Genomic DNA, 20,081 nt, shown 5'->3' on the forward strand with positions numbered 1-20,081 from the left:
ACCTCAGCCGGTCAGCGCGGAGCGATCGACAGCGGGGTGCCGGTGGAGACGTCCAACACCGGCCGTGCGCCCAGCGGCGCGGCCAGGGTGACGGTGACCGGCTCCAGTTTGAGCAGGTCGGGGCAGGGGCCGGTGGACCGGGCGGTGAAGCCGCCGCCGACCACCACCACGTCCGGCCGTTCCTGCACGAGTGGAGTGATCCCGGTGTCGCAGGCGCCCACACCGAGCCGGACGGTCAGCCGCGCGCCGTCGACGGCCATCAGGTCCTGAGCGGACAGCAGTCCGTCCGGCAGCGGTCGCGCCGGGGCGGTGGGGTCGGGGACGGGAGTGATCGCCGTCGGCGCGACGGCGAGCCGCGCCACCGGAACGGCCAGCTCCTCGACGGTGAACAGCCAGGCCGGGACCTGCGCCTCGCCCCGGCTGGTGCGGACCGGCACGGTGCCCAGCGTGACGCCGGTGACGGTCAGCGGAAGGCAGGCGGTCTCGGGGCCGCTGCTGACCCAGCCGTCCGGGCCGGGTTCGACGGTGGGGCCGGGAGTCGGCAGTCCCGGTCGCTTCGGCCGCCCGGGGCAGGGCAGCGGGTCACCCTGGTCGAGCTGCCGGTACGCCTCGGCGGCGCTGACCAACGGCAGTGTCAGTCGACCGTCCGGGAAGCGGATCTCCCCGCCGACCCGGGTGGGCGGGATGGGCACCTGCTCCCGGTACCAGCCGGCCCGGAAGGCGGCCTCGGTGTCGGGGGTGAAGCGTGGGTCACCGATCAGCACGGTCGGCCCCTGCAACGGGACGTACCCCGTGCGCCACCCGGGGCCGGGCCGCCACGCCTGCGCGACCTCGGTGGCCCGCTGGTCGAAGGCCTCCCACCGGTGCGCCGGAGCGGTGGGTCCATCAGCCGGCCCGCCGCCAGTCGGGGCGCAGCCGGCCGCGAGCAGCAGCAGGGGCAGACCGAGGAGCAGAATCGATCGACGCATGCGGGGTTCGACGCTTCCGTCGACGCCCCGGTTCCCGCCGTCGGCGGGCCCACCCTCAGGTCTCGCCGCCCAGATCCATCTGGTACGCCTGCCACAGCAGATCCGCGCCGCGCCGCCGGTGCCGTGCCAGCGTCCGCAGCAGGTACGCGGCCCGGTGCCGCAGCTCGTCCGGGCTGGCGTCGGCCTGCTCGGCGACCCGCTGCACGGCCAGGAGCGCGGCGCCGATCGCGGTGTGCTCCCGGGTCAGCAGCCGGACTCCGTGGCAGAGCCGGGGCGCGTGGGTGAGCAGTTCCCGGTAGAGCCCGCCCGGACCCTCAGTGACCTGCACGTGCTCGGTGAAGCCCTGTCCTACCGGGTGCAGCCGCAGCAGCACCCGTTCACGCCAGTGCGGCTCGCTCGGCGCCGCGGCGACGGCTCGGGCCAGCGCGTGCAGGTCACCGGCGAGCCCCGCCGGGCGGGGGTCACCGGGCAGCCCGGTGGACTGCCGTTCGCTGGGGAGGCTGGCCGGATGCGGTCGCGCGGCGGGCGGCCGGGCGACGACTGACGGCTGCTGAACCGGACCGGTGACCATGGGCACCTCCCGCGCGTGCGCTGCTACCGCATACCGCGATGGTGAACCCGCCCGTCCGCCCCTGTCCAGGGCCCCTGGCCGCCTCTTCTGCCCCACCCGCCGCACCCGTCCCGCGGGCCCCACCCGTACGCGGCTCAGCCGCCCAGCGGGTGCTCCGCGAGGCGACGCAGTGCGCCGGCGACGGCATGGGCGTCGCCGTCTCGGCCGTCGGTGGGGCGCCCGGTGGTGATCGCGTCGGCCAGCGCCCGCAGCTCGGAAGGGGGCAGGGGCAGGCCCATGCCGTGCAGCGGGATGGTGACCCGCCGTCCACTGGTCCGGTCGGTGGCGACGATGATCGGCTGCCCCCGCGCCGGCCGGTCGTGGCCCTCCGCCTCGCGGTGCGGCACCATCCCGGCGTCGATCCGGGCGGTGGCGAGGTCGACGGTGCGGCTGCCGAACGCGCCGCGCACCCGCGCCCGGCTGCCGTCCAGCCAGGCGGCCGTCCGCAGCACCCGCAGCACCAGGTAGACGCCGAGCAGGGCGAACGGCAGCCCGCACAGCCCGACGAGCCGGACCGATCCGGGCTGGTCCCAGCCGCCACCGCCACCGGAATCCTGCAGCTCGGGCGGCAGCATCCCCGGTGGCAGGTCGCGGGCCTGCTCATAGGAGGCGAACCCGTCGCCGGGGCCGGTCAGCTGGCGCAGCAGCCCGTCAGCGACCAGGGGCAGCAGCACGAACGCGGCACCAACCGCGGCGATGAACACGCCGGCCAGCACCGAGACGGTGCGCTGACCGGGTGACGCGCCGACCGACAGGCGCAGTTCTTCGATTCGCACAGTCGGCAGCGTAGGCGAGCCGGGCTGCGGCCGCGTCCCGGCGTCCGCCGGGGGTGCGAACACCCGGGGACCCCCGGATACGACGATGCGCCCCGGCCGGTGGCCGGGGCGCATCGCTTTCGAGGTGGTGGAGGTGCCGGGAATCGAACCCGGGTCCTTCGCCGGTTTGTCAGGGCTTCTCCGAGCGCAGCTCGCTGTGCCTCTACTCGGCCCCACCGCTCACGCGAGCAAGTTGGTGTGACGGGCCCAGTCGCTGATTGATCTCGCCGCACGGACCCCGCGACCGGGTCCGATTGGCCAGCCTTCTAGCTGATGCCGGCTACTGGGACGAAGGCGTTCCCAGGCCGACAGACTTAGCTACTCGCCTCAGGCGGCGAGAGCGAAGTCAGCGCGATTGTTCTTGGCGCTTATAAGTTTCCGACGACCGATTCTCGAGACGACGTCGGCTTCCTCGGCTCGCTTCCCCTGTCGCTGCGTACGAAGTCGAAACCAGTCACCCCCTCGACAGGCCGCCGATGTGGCGGCACTGACAAGACTAACGCCTGCCGCAACGGGTTTCATCCCGAGCCCCGGGCCGGCGTGCCGACCCGGACAAACGGGACAAACTAGTCGTCCATGCCCTTGCCGCGACGGCCGCTGACCCGGGCGATCTCCCGGTCCGCGTCCCGCTTGGCGAGGTCCTGGCGCTTGTCGTACGACTTCTTGCCCTTGGCCAGGGCGATCTCCACCTTGGCCCAGCCGTCGGAGAAGTAGACCTGCAACGGGACCATTGTCAGGCCGCCCTCGCGGGTCTTGCCGATCAGCCGGTCGATCTCCCCACGGTTGAGCAACAGCTTGCGGGTACGCCGGGGCTCGTGGTTGGTCCAGGTGCCCTGGGTGTACTCCGGGATGTGCATCGCGTGCAGGAACAACTCGCCGTTGCGCTCCTGGGCGAACGCGTCCACGAGCGACGCCCGCCCGGCCCGCAGCGACTTGACCTCGGTGCCGGTCAGCGCCATGCCCGCCTCGTACGTGTCGAGGATCGAGTAGTCGTGGCGCGCCTTCTTGTTGGAGGCGACCACCTTGCGCCCCTTTTCCCGTGGCATCGGCGCCACCCCCTCTCCTGATCATCGCCCACCGGGGTGACCCCGGCCGGACAACCGATCATGCTACCTGAATCACAAGGACCCTCCCGCGCCGTTTATTTCCGGCGCGGGAGGGTCCCCGGGAGACGACGGGACGACCCGTACGGTCGCTACACCCGCAGGTAGAAGCGGAGGGTGGTCCAGGCGGTGGCGGCGCTGATCAGGCCACCGACGCCGGCCATCAGCGGGAAGATGAACAGGATGTCGCCCCAGCTGATCGGCGAGAGCAGGCCCTCCAAGGCCTTGAGCGACCCGTCGAAGAGCAGATACTTCGCCGCTATCAGTGCCACCAGGCCGAGCAACGAGCCGATCAGGCCGGCCACCACGGCCTCCAGCACGAACGGCGCCTGGATGAACCAGTTGGACGCGCCGACGAGCTTCATGACCGCCACCTCACGCCGCTTGCTGTACGCGGCCACCTGAATGGTGTTGGCGACCAGCAGCAGCGCGGCGACCGCCATCACGATGGCGGCGGCCAGGGCGATGTTCTGGATCGCGGTGAGGATGTTGAAGACCTTGTCCAGCAGTCGGCTCTGGTCGATGATCTCGTCGACGCCCTCGGTGTCCTTGTACTGGTCGTAGATGTTCTTGTACTGCTCCGGGTTGTTCAGCTTGATCCGGAACGACGGCGGAAGGCTGTCCTCCTTGACGGCGCTGATCAGGTCAGGCGCGTCCTGGAACATCTCCTGGAACCGCTTGTACGCCTCGGCCTTGTCGACGTAGATGACCTCGCTGACCAGCGGGTCGGCCTCGAGCTTCGCGTTCATCTGCTCGCGCTGCTCGTCGGTCACGTCGGTCTGCAGGAAGATCGAGACTTGGATGTTCTTGTAGTAGAGGTCCTTCATGTCGTCGACCTGGCGGTACATGAGACCGCTGGCGCCGAGCATGGTCAGCGAGACCGCCATCGTGATGATCATCGCGATGGTCATGGTCACGTTGCGCCACAGTCCGACCAGTACCTCGGACAGGACGTATTTCACGCGCATCGGGGGTTCCTCCGGGTCTCCGGCATGAAGTGTTCGTCGTCAGGCTGCGCAGGGGTGGAGCGCCGGCTCACCCGTAAACGCCGCGGGCCTGGTCACGGACGATGCGACCGCTCTCAATCTCTACGACGCGGCGGCGCATCTGGTTCACGATGTTGGAGTCGTGGGTGACCATCACGACGGTCGTGCCGGTGCGGTTGATCCGGTCCAGCAGACGCATGATCTCGATCGAGGTGTCCGGGTCCAGGTTTCCCGTGGGCTCGTCCGCGAGGAGGATCAGCGGACGGTTCACGAACGCCCGGGCCACGGCGACCCGCTGCTGCTCACCACCGGAGAGCTCGTGCGGGTAGCGGTGCTCCTTGCCACCGAGCCCGACCAGCTCCAGCACCTCCGGCACGACCCGGCGGGCAACCGCCTTGGTCTTGCCGATCACCTCAAGGGCGAACGCCACGTTCTCGTACGCGGTGCGGTTCGGCAGCAGCCGGAAGTCCTGGAAGACGCAGCCGATCGAGCGCCGGAAGTGGGGTCGCTTCCAGGAGCGCATCGAGGTGACGTCCTTGCCGTTGACGACGACGCGCCCCTTGTTGGGGGCGACCTCGTGCAGCAGCATCTTGATGATCGTGGACTTGCCGGAGCCGGATGGACCGATGAAGAAGACGAACTCGCCCTTCTCGATCGAGACGGACACGTTGTCGAGCGAAGGCCGGGACGCCTTCGGGTACGTCTTCGTCACTTGCTCAAGCTGAATCACGGGTGGTGAGTCTACGCGGTGTGACGACAGAGCCAAGCCCCACGCCCCGCACAGGCGGCGCGCGTCCTCGAATTAGGGCTTAACCAGGAGATCGACGACGCGCTCCGCCCGCGTGTGATCACGCACCGTCGCCGGCGAGCTGTCGCTGCTTGCGCCAACGGATACCCGCTTCGATGAAGCCGTCCAACTCGCCGTCGAAGACCGCGCTCGGATTGCCGGTCTCCTGCTCGGTTCGGAGATCCTTCACCATCTGATACGGGTGCAGGACGTAGGAGCGCATCTGGTCGCCCCACGAGCCGGCCGCGTTCTCCTTGAGCCCCTCGAGCTTGGCCTGCTCCTCCTGGCGCTTGCGCTCCAGCAGCCGGGCCTGGAGCACCCGCAGCGCGGAGGCCTTGTTCTGCAGCTGGGACTTCTCGTTCTGGCAGGTCACCACGATGCCGGTCGGAATGTGGGTGAGCCGGACCGCCGAGTCGGTGGTGTTGACGCTCTGCCCGCCCGGGCCGGAGGAGCGGTAGACGTCGACCCGCATCTCGTTCTCCGGGATGTCGATGTGGTCGGTCTGCTCGGTGACCGGCAGGACCTCCACGCCCGCGAAGCTGGTCTGCCGGCGGCCCTGGTTGTCGAACGGGCTGATCCGGACCAGCCGGTGGGTGCCCGACTCGACGCTGAGCGTGCCGTACGCGTAGGGCACCTTCACCGCGAAGGTGGCCGACTTCAGGCCCGCCTCCTCGGCGTACGAGGTCTCGTAGACCTCGGTCGGGTAGCCGTGCCGCTCCGCCCAGCGCAGGTACATCCGCAGCAGCATCTCGGCGAAGTCCGCCGCGTCCACGCCGCCCGCGCCGGCCCGGATGGCGACCAACGCCTCCCGGGAGTCGTACTCGCCGGAGAGCAGGGTGCGGACCTCCATCTCCTGGATGGCCTTGGTCAGCCCGGTGATCTCCGATTCGACCTCGGTCAGCACGCCCGGGTCCGACTCGGCCTCGGCCAGCTCCAGCAGCACCTTGGCGTCGTCGAGCTGCGAACGCAGGCTGCCCAGCTTGCTGATCTCGCCGTTGACGTACGACAGCTGCGAGGTCACCTGCTGAGCCTTGGCCTGGTCGTCCCACAGGTCCGGGGCGGAAGCCTGCTCCTCCAGCCGAGCCTTGTCCTCGTGCAGACGGTCAAGGTTGAGGACGGCCTCGATGTTTCGCAGGGTCGCGTCGAGTTCCTTGAGCTGTTCGGCGTAATCGGCAGCGGTCACGACAGACAAGCGTACTGTGTCGCGGGCGCAGCAGCTCGTTCCCTATGCGCGAACCCGCCGCTGGTCACCCGACGGGAGCGGACTTCAGCCACGACAGGGCCGCGCGGTGGTAGGCGACGGCGAACTCCAGCGCGCTGGCGTCGTACGTCTCCCCGTCCCGTTTGGCGTTCTTCACCTGTTCCCGCACCTGGGCGAGGGCCTCGGTGTGGTATTCGTTGGCGGAGGCGTACAGGCTCTTGAGCTGGCTGGCGGAGTGCAACTCGCCGAAGGCCATCCGAAGCGCTATCGGGTTGCGGATGGTGTCCCGCCCCGGGTTCTCCGTCAGCCAGCGGGAAAATGTCCGTTTCCCGCTGGCGGTGAGCGAGTACGGCTGGCTCATCCGCGGCCCCGGCTTGCCGAGCCGCACCAGACCCCGCTCGGCCAGCACCGGCAACTCGCGGTAGACCTGGCTGCGGGTCATCGACCAGTACGGCGCCAGCCGGCGCTCAGCGGCGGCCATCAACTGACCACCTGTCATGGGACCCTCGTGGAGCAGCCCGAGCAGGGCCGCCGCCGTGGGGTTGACTCCGGAATCCGCCATGCCCACTACGCTGCCACTTTGCGCTCGCGGCGTCCAGGATTTGACGGTTTGCCACCCGACAGGACTTCCTATGTGCACTGTCGGTCGCAGACTGTCCGTTGAGGACTATCGATGGATTGCGCGGGCCGGTCGCGACGACCCGGTCAGAGCCGGCTGCGCAGCTCCCACAACTCCGGATAGAAGCGCGTCTCCACCCGGGACCGCAGGTAGGCGCCGCCGGCCGACCCGCCGGTGCCCGGCTTGGTGCCGATCTGCCGCTCGGCCATCAGCACGTGCCGGGCCCGCCACAGGGAAAACGCCTGATCGTGGGCGACCAGCGCCTCCGCGAGGTCCCAGAGCGGCCCGAACCGCTCCCGGTCCGCGGCGATCCTGGCGTACGCCGCGAAGCGCGCCTCGGCGTCGCCGACCGGGAACCCGGCCCGGGCGAGCACGGCCAGGAAGCCGTCCCAGAGGCTCGGCTCGACCAGTCGCCGCTCCAGCCGGTCCCGTTCGGTCGGCGGCAACCGGCGGAACCGGTGCAGGAAGTCCGGGTCCTTGAGCCCGGAGAGGAACTCGATCTCCCGGAACTGCACCGACTGGAACCCGCTGGCCGGGGCGAGCTTGGTGCGGAAGGCCAGGAAATCCTGCGGCGTCATCGTGTCGATCACGTCGACCTGGCCGACCAGCACCCGCTCCACCACGTGGCAGCGTTCCAGCCGCACCCGGGGCAGGTAGGTCTCGCCGGCCAGCATCCGGTCACGGGCGTCGGACAGCTCGGCGAGCAACAGCTTGAACCACAGCTCGTACACCTGGTGGATGGTGATGAAGAGCAGTTCGTCGTGGGAGGCCGGGTCGGACTCCGGCACCTGCGCGGCGAGCAGATCGGCCAACCGCAGGTAGTCGCTGTAGGTGAGCAGGCCGCCCTGTTCCCCGAAGCGGGGATCGGGCGCGGGGGTGGGGTGCGTCACCCCGGCCAGGCTACCGCCGGCGGCAGCGCCACGCGCGCCGCCGGCGGTCGTCGCCGGTCAGCTCAGCCCATGTGCGGGTACGTGTGGTCGGTCGGTGGAACGAACGTTTCCTTGATCGTCCGCGGCGACACCCAGCGAACCAGGTTGAGCCAGGAACCCGCCTTGTCGTTGGTGCCGCTGGCCCGGGCGCCACCGAAGGGCTGCTGCCCGACCACCGCGCCGGTGGGCTTGTCGTTGATGTAGAAGTTGCCGGCCGCGTACCGCATGCGCTCACCGACCGCGTCGATCACCCGGCGGTCGGTGGCGAACACCGACCCGGTCAGCGCGTACGGGGCGATCGACTCGGCCTGCGCGACCACGTCGTCGAAGCGGGCGTCGTCGAAGACGTGCACGCCCAGGATCGGCCCGAAGTACTCGGTGGTGAACGTCTCGTGGGCGGCGTCGCTGCACTCGAAGAGCGTCGGCCGGACGAAGTATCCGACCGAGTCGTCGGCGGTCCCGCCGGCCAGCACCCGGCAGGTGTCGTCGCCGGAGATCAGTTCCAGCGCGGCGGTGTGCCGGGAGAACGCCTTGTCGTCGATCACCGCGCCGCCGAAGTTGCTGAAGTCGGCCACGTCGCCGTAGGTGAGCGAATCGGTGGTGGCGGCCAGCCGGTCCCGCAGGCCACCCTCCCAGAGCGAGCGCGGCACGTACGCCCGCGAGGCCGCCGAGCACTTCTGGCCCTGGTACTCGTAGGCGCCGCGGATCAGCGCGGTGTGCAGGGCGTCCACGTCGGCGCTGGTGTGCGCGACCACGAAGTCCTTGCCACCGGTCTCGCCGACCAGACGGGGGTAGCCCCGGTAGCGGGCGATGTTGTCGCCGACGGTCCGCCACAGCTGCTGGAAGACCTTGGTCGAACCGGTGAAGTGGATGCCGGCCAGGTCCGGGTCGGCGAGCACGACGTCCGAGACCTCCTCGCCCCGGCCGGTGACCATGTTGATCACGCCGGGCGGCAGGCCGGCGGCCTCGAACAGCCGCATGGTGAAGTGCGCGGCGAACTGCTGGGTCGGGCCCGGCTTCCAGATCACCGTGTTGCCCAGCAGCGCCGGCGCCGAGGGCAGGTTGCCGGCGATGGCGGTGAAGTTGAACGGGGTGACCGCGTAGACGAAGCCCTCCAGCGGGCGGTGGTCGAAGCGGTTCCAGACGCCGGGCGAGGAGCTGGGCTGCTCCTCGAGCAGGCGCCGGGCGAAGTGCACGTTGAACCGGAGGAAGTCGATGAACTCGCAGGCCGCGTCGATTTCCGCCTGGATCGCGGTCTTCGACTGCCCGAGCATGGTGGCGGCGTTGAGCGTGTCCCGCCACGGGCCGGCGAGCAGCTCGGCGGCACGCAGGAAGATCGCGGCGCGCTCCTCGAACGGCAGCGCCCGCCACATCGGGGCGGCGTCCTTGGCCGCCTTGATCGCGGCGCGGGCGTCATCGTGGGTGGCGTGCGCGGTCACACCGAGCACGTGCGCGTGCCTGTGCGGCTGCACGACGTTGATCGGGTCGCCGGCGGCCATCCGCTGCTCGCCGCCGATGGTCATCGGCAGGTCGATGCGCTCGGCGGCGAGCTCGGTCAGCCGCCGCTGGAGCCGGTCCCGGTCGGGGCTGCCCGGCTCGTAGTTGCGAACCGGCTCGTTGCGCGGCTCGGGTACGGAGAACACGGCATCCATCAAGGCTCCTGGCGATCTCGACAGCGGTGGCGAAACCGGACCCGCGGGCACCGACCGGACGGCCGGACACCGGACGCCACGCGGGAGGGCCGAGCAGCGGCGGGACCTCCCACGATTCTTCCATGCGGGGGTGCCCGCCTCACCTGCACCACCGCCCTCGCGCCAAGGACCGCCCCACCCCTCCTCTCCTTACCGCGAAGGCGCGGGCGGGTGGTCCGGCCCGGACAGCGGGCACCCGTCCGGCGTCAGCCGCACCGGTCGGCACCGGTCGCGGCCGTCCCGTGACGGCGGAAGGTCCATCGGGCCCGCGTACCCTGAATGGTCGGTGACCTGCCGCCTCGAAGGGGAGACGATGACCAAGCAGCCCGGCCGCGTCCCGGCCGCGGAGTCGGACGAGCCGGTGGTCGACCCGGCCATCCCCAGCGGTCGGTCCATGCCCGCGCCCGGCGCGGCCGCGCTCGCGCTGCTGGCGCTCGGTTGGCTGGCCGCCATGCTCTGGTCGACCCGGGAGGCGATCGCCTCGTCGGCGGCCGGGGTCACCGCGATCAGCCTCTCCGCGTTCGCCCTGCCGGGCGTGATCTCCGCCGCGCTGGTGGCGGGGGCTGCCGTCGCCCTGGCGTTCGGCAACCTCCTGTTCCGCCGGTACGGCGACGGGGTCACCCTGCGCTTCGTCGGCGCGATCGGGGCGGGGATGGTGGTCGGTCTGGCCGCCGCGCTCGCGATCAACCTCACCTACTTCGACACCTCGACCACAAACGTGATCGCGGGCACCACCGCCGCCGCGGCGATCATCGGTGGCGCGGTGGCCGGCGCGCGGACGGCACCGGCGGTCGGCGCGGTGACGGCCGCCGCGCTGGGCACTCTGGTCTTCGTGGTCGCGTTCAGCCGCGCCCGGGACCCACTGTTCGACCTCTTCGGCGCGGGCGACAGCCAGGAGTCGCTGGTCAACGCGGCGAAGTGGGTGTCGCGCACCGAGTCGCTCGTCGCCGGCGTGCTGGCCGGGCTGCTCGCCTTCGGCTACCTGAGCTGGGCACGGCGCCGGGCCGTGCGACGCGATCCCGACGCGCCGGCGCTGCGCTGGCCCGCGTACCTGCTCGCCGGGGCCGGGCCGGGGCTGCTCCTGCTGCTCGCCGAGGTGATCATCCGGATCGGTGGCCGGTCGCTGCTCGACCTGGCCGGCGCGCTGAGCGAGGCGGACGCTGTGGCGCAGACCTCGCTGGGCACCTCGCGGGTGGACAACGGCATCTGGGTGCTCTTCGTGGGGGCGCTGACCGCGCTCATCGCGTTCGGCCGCACGCTCGGCCCGGCCCGATCCGATGACGAACCCGTTGCGGCCGACGACTCCCCCGCACCGGACACGGACCACCAGCCAGATCCGGCCGACGCGGACCCGGCCGAGGCGGACCGGGCCCGCTGACCCCGGCCGGCGTGCGGCTCAGCCGGCGGCGCGCAGCAGCAGGTCCAGTTCGCTGACGTCGTACCACTCCAGCTCGTGGTCCTCGGCGCCGTCGACGGTGAACTGGGCGTCCGGGTCACCGGCGGCGGCCTCGGCCACCACGTCGGCCGCGGCGGCGACCTCCTCGACCGCGTCCGTGCCGTCCACGTGGATCGCCGCGACGGCACCCACCGGCACCGCGTCGGCCAACGTCACAGTGCTGGAACCCAGCTCACCATCACCCCGCCCCAGCGCGGCGCGCGGCAGGTCGGCCGAGACGACGACCCGGCGGCGGGGCGCGGCCGGGTCGGCGCGGAGCAGGTGCAGCGCGTCCTGGGCGGCCCGGGTGAACGCGACGTACTCCAACTCCTCCTCATCGCCCTCGGCGTACCACTCGCGCAGCGCCGGGGTCACCGCGTGCGCCTGGTCGGCGGTCAGCCCCTGCTCACGCAGGCGGGCCAGCATCGGTACGGTCGCCGGCACGTACACCCGGACAAGCTCGTCGGTCACCGGTCGTCTCCCCGCTCAGTCCTCCACCGGCGGCCGCCGGCACGGGCGCAGATCATGCCGCACGCCGTGACCGTCATACACCTCGCCTCCGGCCGGTGGAAGTTCCCCGCCGGTGTGTCCCGCCGAGCCTGGTTCGCCGCGGGGCCGTACGGGTGCTGGGCGGTCCGGGCTGTCGATGGCAAACTGAGGCAAACGACATCAACACCGGGAGTTCCTGTGGAGCCGAGGTTCCTGCTGCTCTCCGACGTCGCCGCCGAGCTGAACGTGTCGGACTCGCAGGTCTACCACATGGTGCGCAGCGGGGAGCTGCCGGCGATCAAGATCGGTGGCCGCGGTCAGTGGCGGGTCGAGCGCGCCCGGCTGGAGGAGTACATCGCGCACAAGTACGCCGAGACCGCCGACTGGGTCCGTGGCAACCCGCTCGTCGACCGCGACAGCGAGTAGCCACAGCCACCTCTTGCGCCATTGACCGGGGCCGTTCCATCACTCAGAATCGTGCGTGTCGAAGGCAAACGAAAGCAAACGCAGGATCAGAAGGGGCAGCGATGAGTGAGTCGCGATCCGGTCCGTCCCGGCCACCCGTGCGGCTGCGGCCCGTCCCGCCCATCGACCCTCCGTACGCCGACGAGGCCGACGGGGCGTACTGGCCGGCGCCGACCCACGGCCAGCTCGCCCTCGACCTGTTCGCCTCGACGCGGCCAGATCCGGTCCGGCCGTCGGACCGGCGCGCCGCCCTCCGCCGGATGCCCACCCGGCCGGCCACCCACCCGGGCACGCCGCTGCCGTCGTCGACCGTGACGGAGGCGACCCGCGTCGCGCACCGCTTCGTCGGCACCTGCCTGGAGGTGGTCAACGGCTACCGGTCGCCGGCGCAGTTGCGGCCACTGCTCGACCCGGCTCAGGCCAGCGACCTGCTCACCGAGCTGGCCCGGGCGTCCGGGCGAGCCGGGTCACCCCGCCGCCGCGCCGCACGGCCGGCGGTCCGGCTGCGCCGACTGCGCGCCTGCGAGCCGCGGGAGGCCGCCGTGGAGGCGGCCGCGGTGCTCACCGGCGCGGGCGGCCGGAGCTGGGCGATGGCGGTCCGCCTCGAGCACCGCCGAGGCCGCTGGCTCTGCACGGCACTGCACGTCCTCTGATCGAGGCCTTCGCCGACCGGAGACGCCCGGTCGGGGCCGGGGAGGGCTGCCCGGCGGCCGGTCCCGGGATTGATCGACTCCATGTCGCCGACATCGGGGCATCTCGACGCCACGACACCACGACATCGCCGATATCGAGTCGATCACCTCGTCCAGCGGGCCCCGATCCCACCCCGTGCGGACCCGGCACGGCGGCCCCGCCGGGCCCCGATCCCGCCCGGTCTGCGCCGGCTCTCCCGCTGGAGACACGGACGGGCCCCGGCCAGATCGGCCGGGGCCCGTCGCGCTCTGCTGTCGGTCAGTTGCCGCCGTTGGGGGCGCCGTGGCAGCGCTTGTACTTGCGGCCCGAGCCACACGGGCACGGCGCGTTACGGGACGGACCGTTGCTGGCCTCCGCCTGGTTCGGCGCGGGCCGCCGGGCGGGAGCCGACGGGACCGCCGGGCCACGCAACCCGGAAGCCGGCCGCTGCGGAGCCGACGGAGCCGTCCGACCCGGCGCCGCCGGGGCACCCGGAGCCGGTCGACCCACACCGAGCGCCGGGGCCTGCTGCTCGGCCTGCTCGACGGCCACCGCACCGGGGCTGGACTCACCGTCGATGGTGGGGGCGGAGTATTGCAGGCCCTGCCGCTGCGGCGCGCGGTTGAGGCCCTTCGCCCGGATCTCGACCGGCTTGTCGAGCAGCGTGACCTCGTCCGACTCCGCGGCCGGCTCCGGCTCGGTCACCTGGACGTCGACGTTGTAGAGGAAGCCGACCGTCTCCTCCTTGATGCCGTCCATCATGGTGGCGAACATGTCGAAGCCCTCGCGCTGGTACTCCACCACCGGGTCGCGCTGGGCGTACGCCCGGAGGTTGATGCCCTCCTGGAGGTAGTCCATCTCGTAGAGGTGCTCGCGCCACTTGCGGTCGATCACCTGGAGCAGCACCATCCGCTCGAGCTGGCGCACCCCCTCGGTGCCGAGCTGCTCCTCGCGACGGTCGTACGCGGCGTGCGCGTCCTCCTTGAGGCGGGCGACCAGGAAGTCGGCGTCCATGCCGGCCCGGGAACCGCCGGCCTCCTCCTCCAGCTCCTCGATCGTCACGCCGACCGGGTAGAGCTGCTTGAGGCTGGACCAGAGCTGCTCAAGGTCCCAGTCCTCGCCGTAGCCCTCGGAGGTGGCACCCCGCACGTACGCCTCGACGGTGTCGTCGATCATGTTGCGGACCTGGTCGGAGAGGTCCTCGCCGTTGAGCACCCGCAGCCGCTCGGCGTAGACGACCTGGCGCTGCTTGTTGAGCACCTCGTCGTACTTGAGCACGTTCTTGCGGATCTCCGCGTTCTGGCCCTCGATCTGGGCCTGGGCGCTCTTGATCTGCCGGGTGACCATCTTCGACTCGATGGGCACGTCCTCGGGGATGTTGAAGCGCTCCATCACCGCCTCGACCGCGCCGGCCCGGAAGCGCCGCATCAGCTCGTCCTGGAGCGACAGGTAGAAGCGGGACTCGCCCGGGTCACCCTGCCGGCCGGCGCGACCCCGCAGCTGGTTGTCGATCCGCCGGGACTCGTGCCGCTCGGTGCCCAGCACGTACAGGCCCCCGGCCGCGGCGACCTCGTCCGCCTCGGCGTCGCAGGCCTGCTTCCAGTTGGGCAGGACCTCCTCCATCGCCTTGGCGTACTCCTCCTCGTTCTCCACCGGGTCGAGGCCGCGCTGGCGCAGCTCGTTGGCGGCGAGGAACTCGGCGTTGCCGCCGAGCAGGATGTCGGTGCCACGGCCGGCCATGTTGGTAGCCACGGTGACCGCGCCCTTGCGCCCGGCCTGGGCCACGATCTCGGCCTCCCGGGCGTGGAACTTGGCGTTCAGCACGTTGTGCGGGATGCCGCGGCGGCGCAGCAGCTGGGAGAGGATCTCGGAGTTTTCCACCGACACGGTGCCGACGAGCACCGGCTGGCCCATCTGGTGCCGCTCGGCGATGTCCTCGATCACCGCGTTGAACTTGGCCTTCTCCGTCTTGTAGATGACGTCCGGCCGGTCCTCGCGGACCATCGGTCGGTGGGTCGGGATGCTCACGACGCCGACCTTGTAGACCTTGTTGAACTCGCTCGCCTCGGTCTGCGCCGTACCGGTCATCCCGGACAGCTTGTTGTAGAGGCGGAAGTAGTTCTGGAGGGTGATGGTGGCCAGGGTCTGGTTCTCCTGCTTGATCTCCACCCCCTCCTTGGCCTCGATCGCCTGGTGCATGCCCTCGTTGTAGCGACGGCCGTGCAGGATGCGGCCGGTGAACTCGTCGACGATCAGGACCTCACCGTCGCTGACGATGTAGTCCTTGTCGCGCTTGTACAGCTCCTTGGCCTTGATGGCGTTGTTCAGGTAGCCGACCAGCGGAGTGTTCACCGACTCGTACAGGTTGTCGATGCCGAGCCGGTCCTCGACCTTGGCGACGCCGCGTTCGGTGACCGCGATGGTGCGCTTGGAGTGGTCGACCTCGTAGTCACCCTCGCCGTCGGTGCCGGGCTGGAGCCGGGCCACCACGCCGGCGAACTCGCCGTACCAGCGGGCCGAGTGCTCGGCCGGACCGGAAATGATCAGCGGGGTACGGGCCTCGTCGATCAGGATCGAGTCGACCTCGTCGACCACCGCGAAGTTGTGCCCCCGCTGGACCAGTTCGTCCTTCGACCAGGCCATGTTGTCGCGCAGGTAGTCGAAGCCGAACTCGTTGTTGGTGCCGTAGGTGATGTCGCACTCGTAGGCGGCCCGGTGCTCGCTGGCCGGCCGGTTGGGCAGCACCACGCCGACGGTCAGCCCGAGGAACTCGTGCACCCGGCCCATCCAGGCCGCGTCGCGCTGGGCGAGGTAGTCGTTGACGGTGACCACGTGCACGCCGTCGCCGGAGAGCGCGTTGAGGTAGACGGCCATGACCGAGGTCAGCGTCTTGCCCTCACCGGTCTTCATCTCGGCGATGTTGCCGAAGTGCAGCGCCGCGCCGCCCATCACCTGGACGTCGTACGGCCGCTGGCCGAGCACCCGGGCGGCCGCCTCGCGGGCCACCGCGAACGCCTCCGGCAGCAGGTCGTCGAGGGTTTCGCCGTCGGCGAGCCGCTCGCGGAACTGCTCGGTCATGCCGCGCAGCTCCTCGTCGGTGAGGTTGACGTAGTCGTCCTCGATCGAGCTGACGGCATTGGCGATGGCCTTGAGCCGACGCACCATGCGGCCTTCGCCCGCGTTAAGGACCTTTTCCAGAATCGACACGGATCAACGCTCCCCTAGACAGTCTCGAACCATCGTAGGCGCTCCATCGGCGCGATGGTCACTGGTGGCGGCGGTCCACCCCGCCGAACCCGACATAACTCGCGCACCGGGTGCGTACCGCAGGTTATCCGGTTACGCCGTCGGCGAACGTTCCGGCACGATGCACGGGTGGAGCCTGTGGAGATCATCGAGGACGGCCTGCTGCTGCGGCCCTGGCGGGACACCGACGCCGACGCGGTGCACCGCGCGTGCCAGGACCCGGACATCCAGCGCTGGACCACCGTACCGCGCCCATATCTGCCGGAACACGCTCACGGATTCGTGACCGAATTGAGCGGGCGGGCCTGGGCCGAGGGCACCGGGGCGCCACTCGCGGTCTGCGACCCGGTCACCGGCGACCTGCTCGGCTCGTGCGGGCTGGTCTCCATCGCCGGCGGCACCGGTGAGATCGGCTACTGGACGGCCCCGTGGGCGCGCGGCCGGGGGGTCACCGTCCGGGCCGCCCGAGCGTTGGCCCGCTGGTCCTTCGACACGCTCGGGCTGCGCCGGCTGGTCTGGCAGGCCGAGGTGGGCAACCACGCGTCCCGGCTGGTCGCGCTCCGCGCCGGGTTCCGGATCGACGGCCGGCTGCGGTTGGCCGACCCGGCGCCCGGCGGTGCCGCGGACGGCTGGGTCGGTTCACTGCTACCCGGCGAGGTGCCCGCCCCCGGGGCCACCGGCCCGGCCGGTCCGGGCACCCTGGCTGCCCGGCGAGCCGCCGTCTTCGGCCGCCCCCAGCCCACCCTGTTCGCCACCGCCGGGGCCGGCGAGCTGCCGCTACGGCCGATGGAGGAGCGGGACCTGGACGCCGTGGTGGAGACCTGCCGCGATCCGGAGACCATCCGCTGGACGACGGTGCCGGACCCGTACGAGCGCGCCGACGCGCAGTGGTACCGCGGCTTCAGCCGGGAGGCCTGGGCCCGGGGAGACGCCGCCTGCTACGTGCTCGCCGACCCGGACGACCGGTACGCCGGCTCGATCGACCTGCGGCTCTCCCCCGCCGATCCGCTGCTGGCCGATGTGGGCTTCATGACCGCCCCGGCGGCCCGCGGCCGGGGTTACATGCCGGCCGCGCTGGCCGCGCTCAGCGCGTGGGGCTTCACCACGCTGGGCCTGGCTCGGATCGAATGGAAGGCGAACGTGGGCAACACGGCCTCGCGCCGGGTGGCGGAGAAGGCGGGTTTCGCCTTCGAGGGGACCGCCCGGGGCGGGGTGCAGCACCGGGGTGAGCGGGTAGACGCCTGGGTGGCCGCACTGCTCGCCGAGGACCTGACGTGACAATGAGGCACGTCGTCGAGGCGCACGGGATCCGCCTGCGCCCGTTCCGCGCCGACGACGCCGCCGACGTGGTCGCCGCCTGCGCGGACCCGGTGAGCCAGCGGTTCGTGCCGAGCCTGCCGGCGCCGTACACCGAAACCGACGCCCGGTGGTGGATCGACTCCGGTGCCCCGGCGACCTGGACCGGGGGCGGTGCGGCGTACGCGGTCGCGGACCCGGCCACCGACCGGCTGCTCGGCGGGATCGGGCTGAACAACCCGGCGCCCGACCGGGGCCAGGTCGAGATCGGCTACTGGGTGCGGCCGGAGGCGCGCGGGCGGGGGGTTGCCACAGCCGCCACCCGCGCGCTGAGCGAGCACGCGTTCGCCACCGGGACGATCCGGCTGGAGTTGCTCACCGACCCGGAGAACGGGCCCAGCCAACGGGTCGCGCTGGCCGCCGGTTTCCGGTACGAGGGGGTACGCCGGTCGGCCGGCCCGAGCCGGGGCGACGGCCGGCACGACCTGCTGGCCTGGGTACGCCTGGCCGGCGACCCGCCCGGGCCGACCGCCCGGCTGCTGCCCGACCTGCCCGGCGGGATGCTCACCGATGAGGTGGTGGCACTGCGCCGGCTCGCCCCAAACGACGCCGAGCTGATGTACCGGCTGCACAGCCGACCCGAGGTGGTGGCGAACCAGGCGCCACCTGTGCCGCCGGAACGGGCCGCGATCGAGCGCCGCTGCCGGCTCGCGGAGAGCGGGTGGCTGACCGGCGACATCGCCCGACTGCTGATCACCGACCGGGACACCGGCGAGCCGGCGGGCAGTTGCGGGTTGTCGTACACGGACGTGGCCAGCGGGGAGGCGTCGCTGGGCTACGCGTTGCTGCCCGACTGGCGGGGCCGGGGGTACGCGACACGGGCCGTCCGGCTGCTCGCCGGGTGGGCGTTCGGGCCGGCCGGTATCGCTCGGCTGACCGCCGGCACCGTGCCGGAGAACACCGCCTCCCACCGGGTGCTGGAGCGGGTCGGCTTCCACCGCGAGGGCTTGCAGCGTGCCCGGCTCCCCGGCCTGGCCGGCACCCGCCTCGACGACCTGACCTTCGCCCTGCTACCCGCCGACCTCCGCTGACTGATCAGGGAGTCGTGGTGGGCGGTCGGCACCGTTTCGCGGCCTCCCCGCCCACCACGACCCCCGTGATCGACGTGGTCAGGGCCGGTCGGTGGCGAGGGAGATGATGCCGTAGTCGTAGGCGTGGCGGCGGTAGACGACGCTGGGTCGCCCGGACTCCTTGTCCTGGAACAGGTAGAAGTCGTGGCCGACCAGTTCCATCTCGAAGAGCGCGTCGTCGATGGTCATCGGTTCCGCCGGGTGCACCTTCTCCCGGGCGATGTGCCACGGCTGCCCGTCGTGCTCGTCCTCGACCCGCTCCACGAGGGCCGTGCCAGAGCGGGCACCGTCACCCGGCGCGCTCAGCGGGGCGGCCACCAGGTCCTCGACCGGCAGGCCGGCGGTGGCGGCGGCGACGGAGATCGGCGCGTGCCGACCCCGGTGTACGCGGCGGCGGTCGGCCGCACGGCGCAGCCGGGTGTCCAGCTTCGCGATCGCCGCGTCGAGTGCGCTGTAGAAGTCGTTCGTGCACGCCTCGGCCCGGATCACCGGGCCCCGGGAAACGCAGGTGATCTCCACCCGCTGGCAGTGGTCGGCCTGGCGCGGATTGCGCTCGTGAAACAGCTCGACATCGACACGAATGAGTTTGTGGTCGTAGCGTTCGATCTTTGCGAGTTTCTCGGCTACGTGCACCCGGTAATGGTCCGGCACTTCGACGTTTCGGCCCTTGACCACGATGTCCACGTGACCTCCCTTGTTCGGACGGTCTTCGATCCGGTTACCCGGCCGCGCGCCCTGGGGAGCCCCCGCTGGCGTCGACCGGTCAGTGCGGCTACGCCTCCTCTCACCGCCGAGGGCGGGTGGGATTGACCTCCTACCCCCGACAGCGAAACGCTAACTCGTGTTCGCCCGGCAGTCACCCCATGTTGCCGAGACCGCCGGTGATTTTTCGCAGCTCATACACCAACGGGTGAAACGGAAACACGAACGGTTACGAAGGTCGTTTCTTCTCGGTTGCCGCGAGCACAGCGGCGACGCCCGGCGCCTGCCCGGTCGCGGCCAGCACGCGGGCCGACGCGGCCAGGGTCACCCCGGTGGTGACGATGTCGTCCAGCAACACGACGACGGGCGCCACACCCGAGGTGCCACCCCCGCGCCGAGCACCGGACCGGGGTTGGAAGGCCGCCTCGGCAGCCGCCGCCCGGCCGGCGCTGTCCAGCGTCACCGAATCGGGCCGGGGCAGCGCCCGCAGCGGCCGGTGCACCCGGACCGGCCAGCCGGCACGGCTCAGTCGCGCCGCGCAGTGCCGGGCCAGCCGGTCCAGGTGGTCGCCGTAGCGGGCCCGGGCCGCCGCCGCGGTGTCCGGCACCGCCACCAACGCCAGCGGACGGGCCCCGCCGACCGCCGCCGCGACGACCTCGGCGAGCAGCGCGCCAAGCGGGCGGGCCAGCCCGTGCCGGCCGTGGTCCTTGTACGCCAGCAGCGCCTCGCGCAGCGGGCCGGCGTACGGGCCGAGGGCGACGCAGGGCGGCAGGCCCGCTGGAGCGGGGGTGGGACGGACGGAACGGGGACGCAGCGCGCCGAGCGTCGTCACGCAGGTCGGGCAGATTCCGTGCCGCAGACCGGGCCGACGCTCCCGGCAGCCCGCGCAGTCGGTGGGCAGGACCAGGTCGCCGAGGTCGGCCCAGAGCCCGCGCAC

Annotated in this window: 19 protein-coding genes and 1 other RNA gene; 5 read left to right on the forward strand and 15 right to left on the reverse strand. The window is 71.6% G+C overall.

Translation table 11 applies throughout. The features are described 5' to 3' along the window. Window positions 1-11: 11 nt before the first annotated feature. From GA0070607_RS07785 to pruA, 11 genes are all read right to left on the reverse strand, one after another. Entirely contained in the window at window positions 12-968 is a 957-nt protein-coding gene (locus GA0070607_RS07785; RefSeq protein WP_089017587.1) for a hypothetical protein, read from the reverse strand. 55 nt (window positions 969-1,023) lie between these two features. Then, window positions 1,024-1,539, reverse strand: a complete 516-nt coding sequence (locus tag GA0070607_RS07790) for a hypothetical protein (RefSeq protein ID WP_231930901.1) — start codon at window positions 1,537-1,539, stop codon at window positions 1,024-1,026. Window positions 1,540-1,673: 134 nt separating this feature from the next. Next, window positions 1,674-2,354 (reverse strand): hypothetical protein, encoded by a 681-nt coding sequence (locus tag GA0070607_RS07795; protein WP_089017588.1) that lies wholly within the window; start codon window positions 2,352-2,354, stop codon window positions 1,674-1,676. Between the two features lie 125 nt (window positions 2,355-2,479). Further along, window positions 2,480-2,855: a transfer-messenger RNA gene (ssrA, locus tag GA0070607_RS07800) on the reverse strand. A 104-nt stretch (window positions 2,856-2,959) separates the two neighbouring features. Continuing rightward, window positions 2,960-3,439, reverse strand: coding sequence for an SsrA-binding protein SmpB (gene smpB, locus GA0070607_RS07805; RefSeq protein WP_089021714.1), 480 nt, complete (start codon window positions 3,437-3,439; stop codon window positions 2,960-2,962). Window positions 3,440-3,588: 149 nt separating this feature from the next. Then, window positions 3,589-4,464, reverse strand: coding sequence for a permease-like cell division protein FtsX (ftsX, locus tag GA0070607_RS07810; protein WP_089017589.1), 876 nt, complete (start codon window positions 4,462-4,464; stop codon window positions 3,589-3,591). A 67-nt stretch (window positions 4,465-4,531) separates the two neighbouring features. Next, on the reverse strand, window positions 4,532-5,212 hold the full coding sequence (gene ftsE / locus GA0070607_RS07815; protein WP_030331491.1) for a cell division ATP-binding protein FtsE: 681 nt from the start codon (window positions 5,210-5,212) through the stop codon (window positions 4,532-4,534). A 118-nt stretch (window positions 5,213-5,330) separates the two neighbouring features. Then, complete coding sequence (prfB, locus tag GA0070607_RS07820) at window positions 5,331-6,452, reverse strand: peptide chain release factor 2 (RefSeq protein WP_089017590.1); 1,122 nt, start codon at window positions 6,450-6,452, stop codon at window positions 5,331-5,333. A gap of 64 nt (window positions 6,453-6,516) precedes the next feature. Then, a complete protein-coding gene (locus GA0070607_RS07825; RefSeq protein ID WP_089017591.1) occupies window positions 6,517-7,032 on the reverse strand; it encodes a PadR family transcriptional regulator in 516 nt (171 codons plus the stop codon). Between the two features lie 143 nt (window positions 7,033-7,175). Beyond that, a complete protein-coding gene (locus GA0070607_RS07830) occupies window positions 7,176-7,979 on the reverse strand; it encodes a tryptophan 2,3-dioxygenase (RefSeq protein WP_089017592.1) in 804 nt (267 codons plus the stop codon). A 62-nt stretch (window positions 7,980-8,041) separates the two neighbouring features. After that, window positions 8,042-9,670: an L-glutamate gamma-semialdehyde dehydrogenase gene (pruA, locus tag GA0070607_RS07835; protein ID WP_089017593.1), complete on the reverse strand. Its 1,629-nt coding sequence runs from the start codon at window positions 9,668-9,670 to the stop codon at window positions 8,042-8,044. Between the two features lie 352 nt (window positions 9,671-10,022). On the opposite strand from pruA, the gene GA0070607_RS07840 reads away from it, so the two are divergent. Then, window positions 10,023-11,087, forward strand: a complete 1,065-nt coding sequence (locus GA0070607_RS07840) for a hypothetical protein (RefSeq protein ID WP_231930902.1) — start codon at window positions 10,023-10,025, stop codon at window positions 11,085-11,087. A gap of 18 nt (window positions 11,088-11,105) precedes the next feature. On the opposite strand, the gene GA0070607_RS07845 is transcribed toward GA0070607_RS07840, so the two are convergent. Then, entirely contained in the window at window positions 11,106-11,615 is a 510-nt protein-coding gene (locus tag GA0070607_RS07845) for a DUF6912 family protein (protein ID WP_089017594.1), read from the reverse strand. A gap of 216 nt (window positions 11,616-11,831) precedes the next feature. On the opposite strand from GA0070607_RS07845, the gene GA0070607_RS07850 reads away from it, so the two are divergent. Continuing rightward, the gene (locus tag GA0070607_RS07850) at window positions 11,832-12,059 is read left to right on the forward strand and encodes a helix-turn-helix transcriptional regulator (RefSeq protein ID WP_089017595.1); all 228 of its coding nucleotides are present in this window, start codon (window positions 11,832-11,834) and stop codon (window positions 12,057-12,059) included. A 101-nt stretch (window positions 12,060-12,160) separates the two neighbouring features. Further along, on the forward strand, window positions 12,161-12,751 hold the full coding sequence (locus GA0070607_RS07855) for an Rv3235 family protein (RefSeq protein ID WP_089017596.1): 591 nt from the start codon (window positions 12,161-12,163) through the stop codon (window positions 12,749-12,751). 298 nt (window positions 12,752-13,049) lie between these two features. Here GA0070607_RS07855 and secA read toward each other — a convergent pair whose 3' ends face one another. Continuing rightward, the gene (gene secA / locus GA0070607_RS07860) at window positions 13,050-15,977 is read right to left on the reverse strand and encodes a preprotein translocase subunit SecA (RefSeq protein ID WP_089017597.1); all 2,928 of its coding nucleotides are present in this window, start codon (window positions 15,975-15,977) and stop codon (window positions 13,050-13,052) included. A 168-nt stretch (window positions 15,978-16,145) separates the two neighbouring features. Here secA and GA0070607_RS07865 point away from each other — a divergent pair, with 168 nt between their 5' ends. After that, window positions 16,146-17,294, forward strand: coding sequence for a GNAT family N-acetyltransferase (locus GA0070607_RS07865; RefSeq protein WP_089017598.1), 1,149 nt, complete (start codon window positions 16,146-16,148; stop codon window positions 17,292-17,294). Between the two features lie 2 nt (window positions 17,295-17,296). Then, window positions 17,297-18,403 (forward strand): GNAT family N-acetyltransferase, encoded by a 1,107-nt coding sequence (locus tag GA0070607_RS07870; protein WP_089017599.1) that lies wholly within the window; start codon window positions 17,297-17,299, stop codon window positions 18,401-18,403. A 78-nt stretch (window positions 18,404-18,481) separates the two neighbouring features. Here GA0070607_RS07870 and hpf read toward each other — a convergent pair whose 3' ends face one another. Together hpf and GA0070607_RS07880 are read right to left on the reverse strand one after the other, a co-directional pair. Next, window positions 18,482-19,126, reverse strand: a complete 645-nt coding sequence (hpf, locus tag GA0070607_RS07875; protein ID WP_089017600.1) for a ribosome hibernation-promoting factor, HPF/YfiA family — start codon at window positions 19,124-19,126, stop codon at window positions 18,482-18,484. 247 nt (window positions 19,127-19,373) lie between these two features. Then, a complete protein-coding gene (locus GA0070607_RS07880; RefSeq protein WP_408630870.1) occupies window positions 19,374-20,081 on the reverse strand; it encodes a ComF family protein in 708 nt (235 codons plus the stop codon).

The organism is Micromonospora coriariae (assembly GCF_900091455.1).
GTDB lineage: Bacteria > Actinomycetota > Actinomycetes > Mycobacteriales > Micromonosporaceae > Micromonospora > Micromonospora coriariae.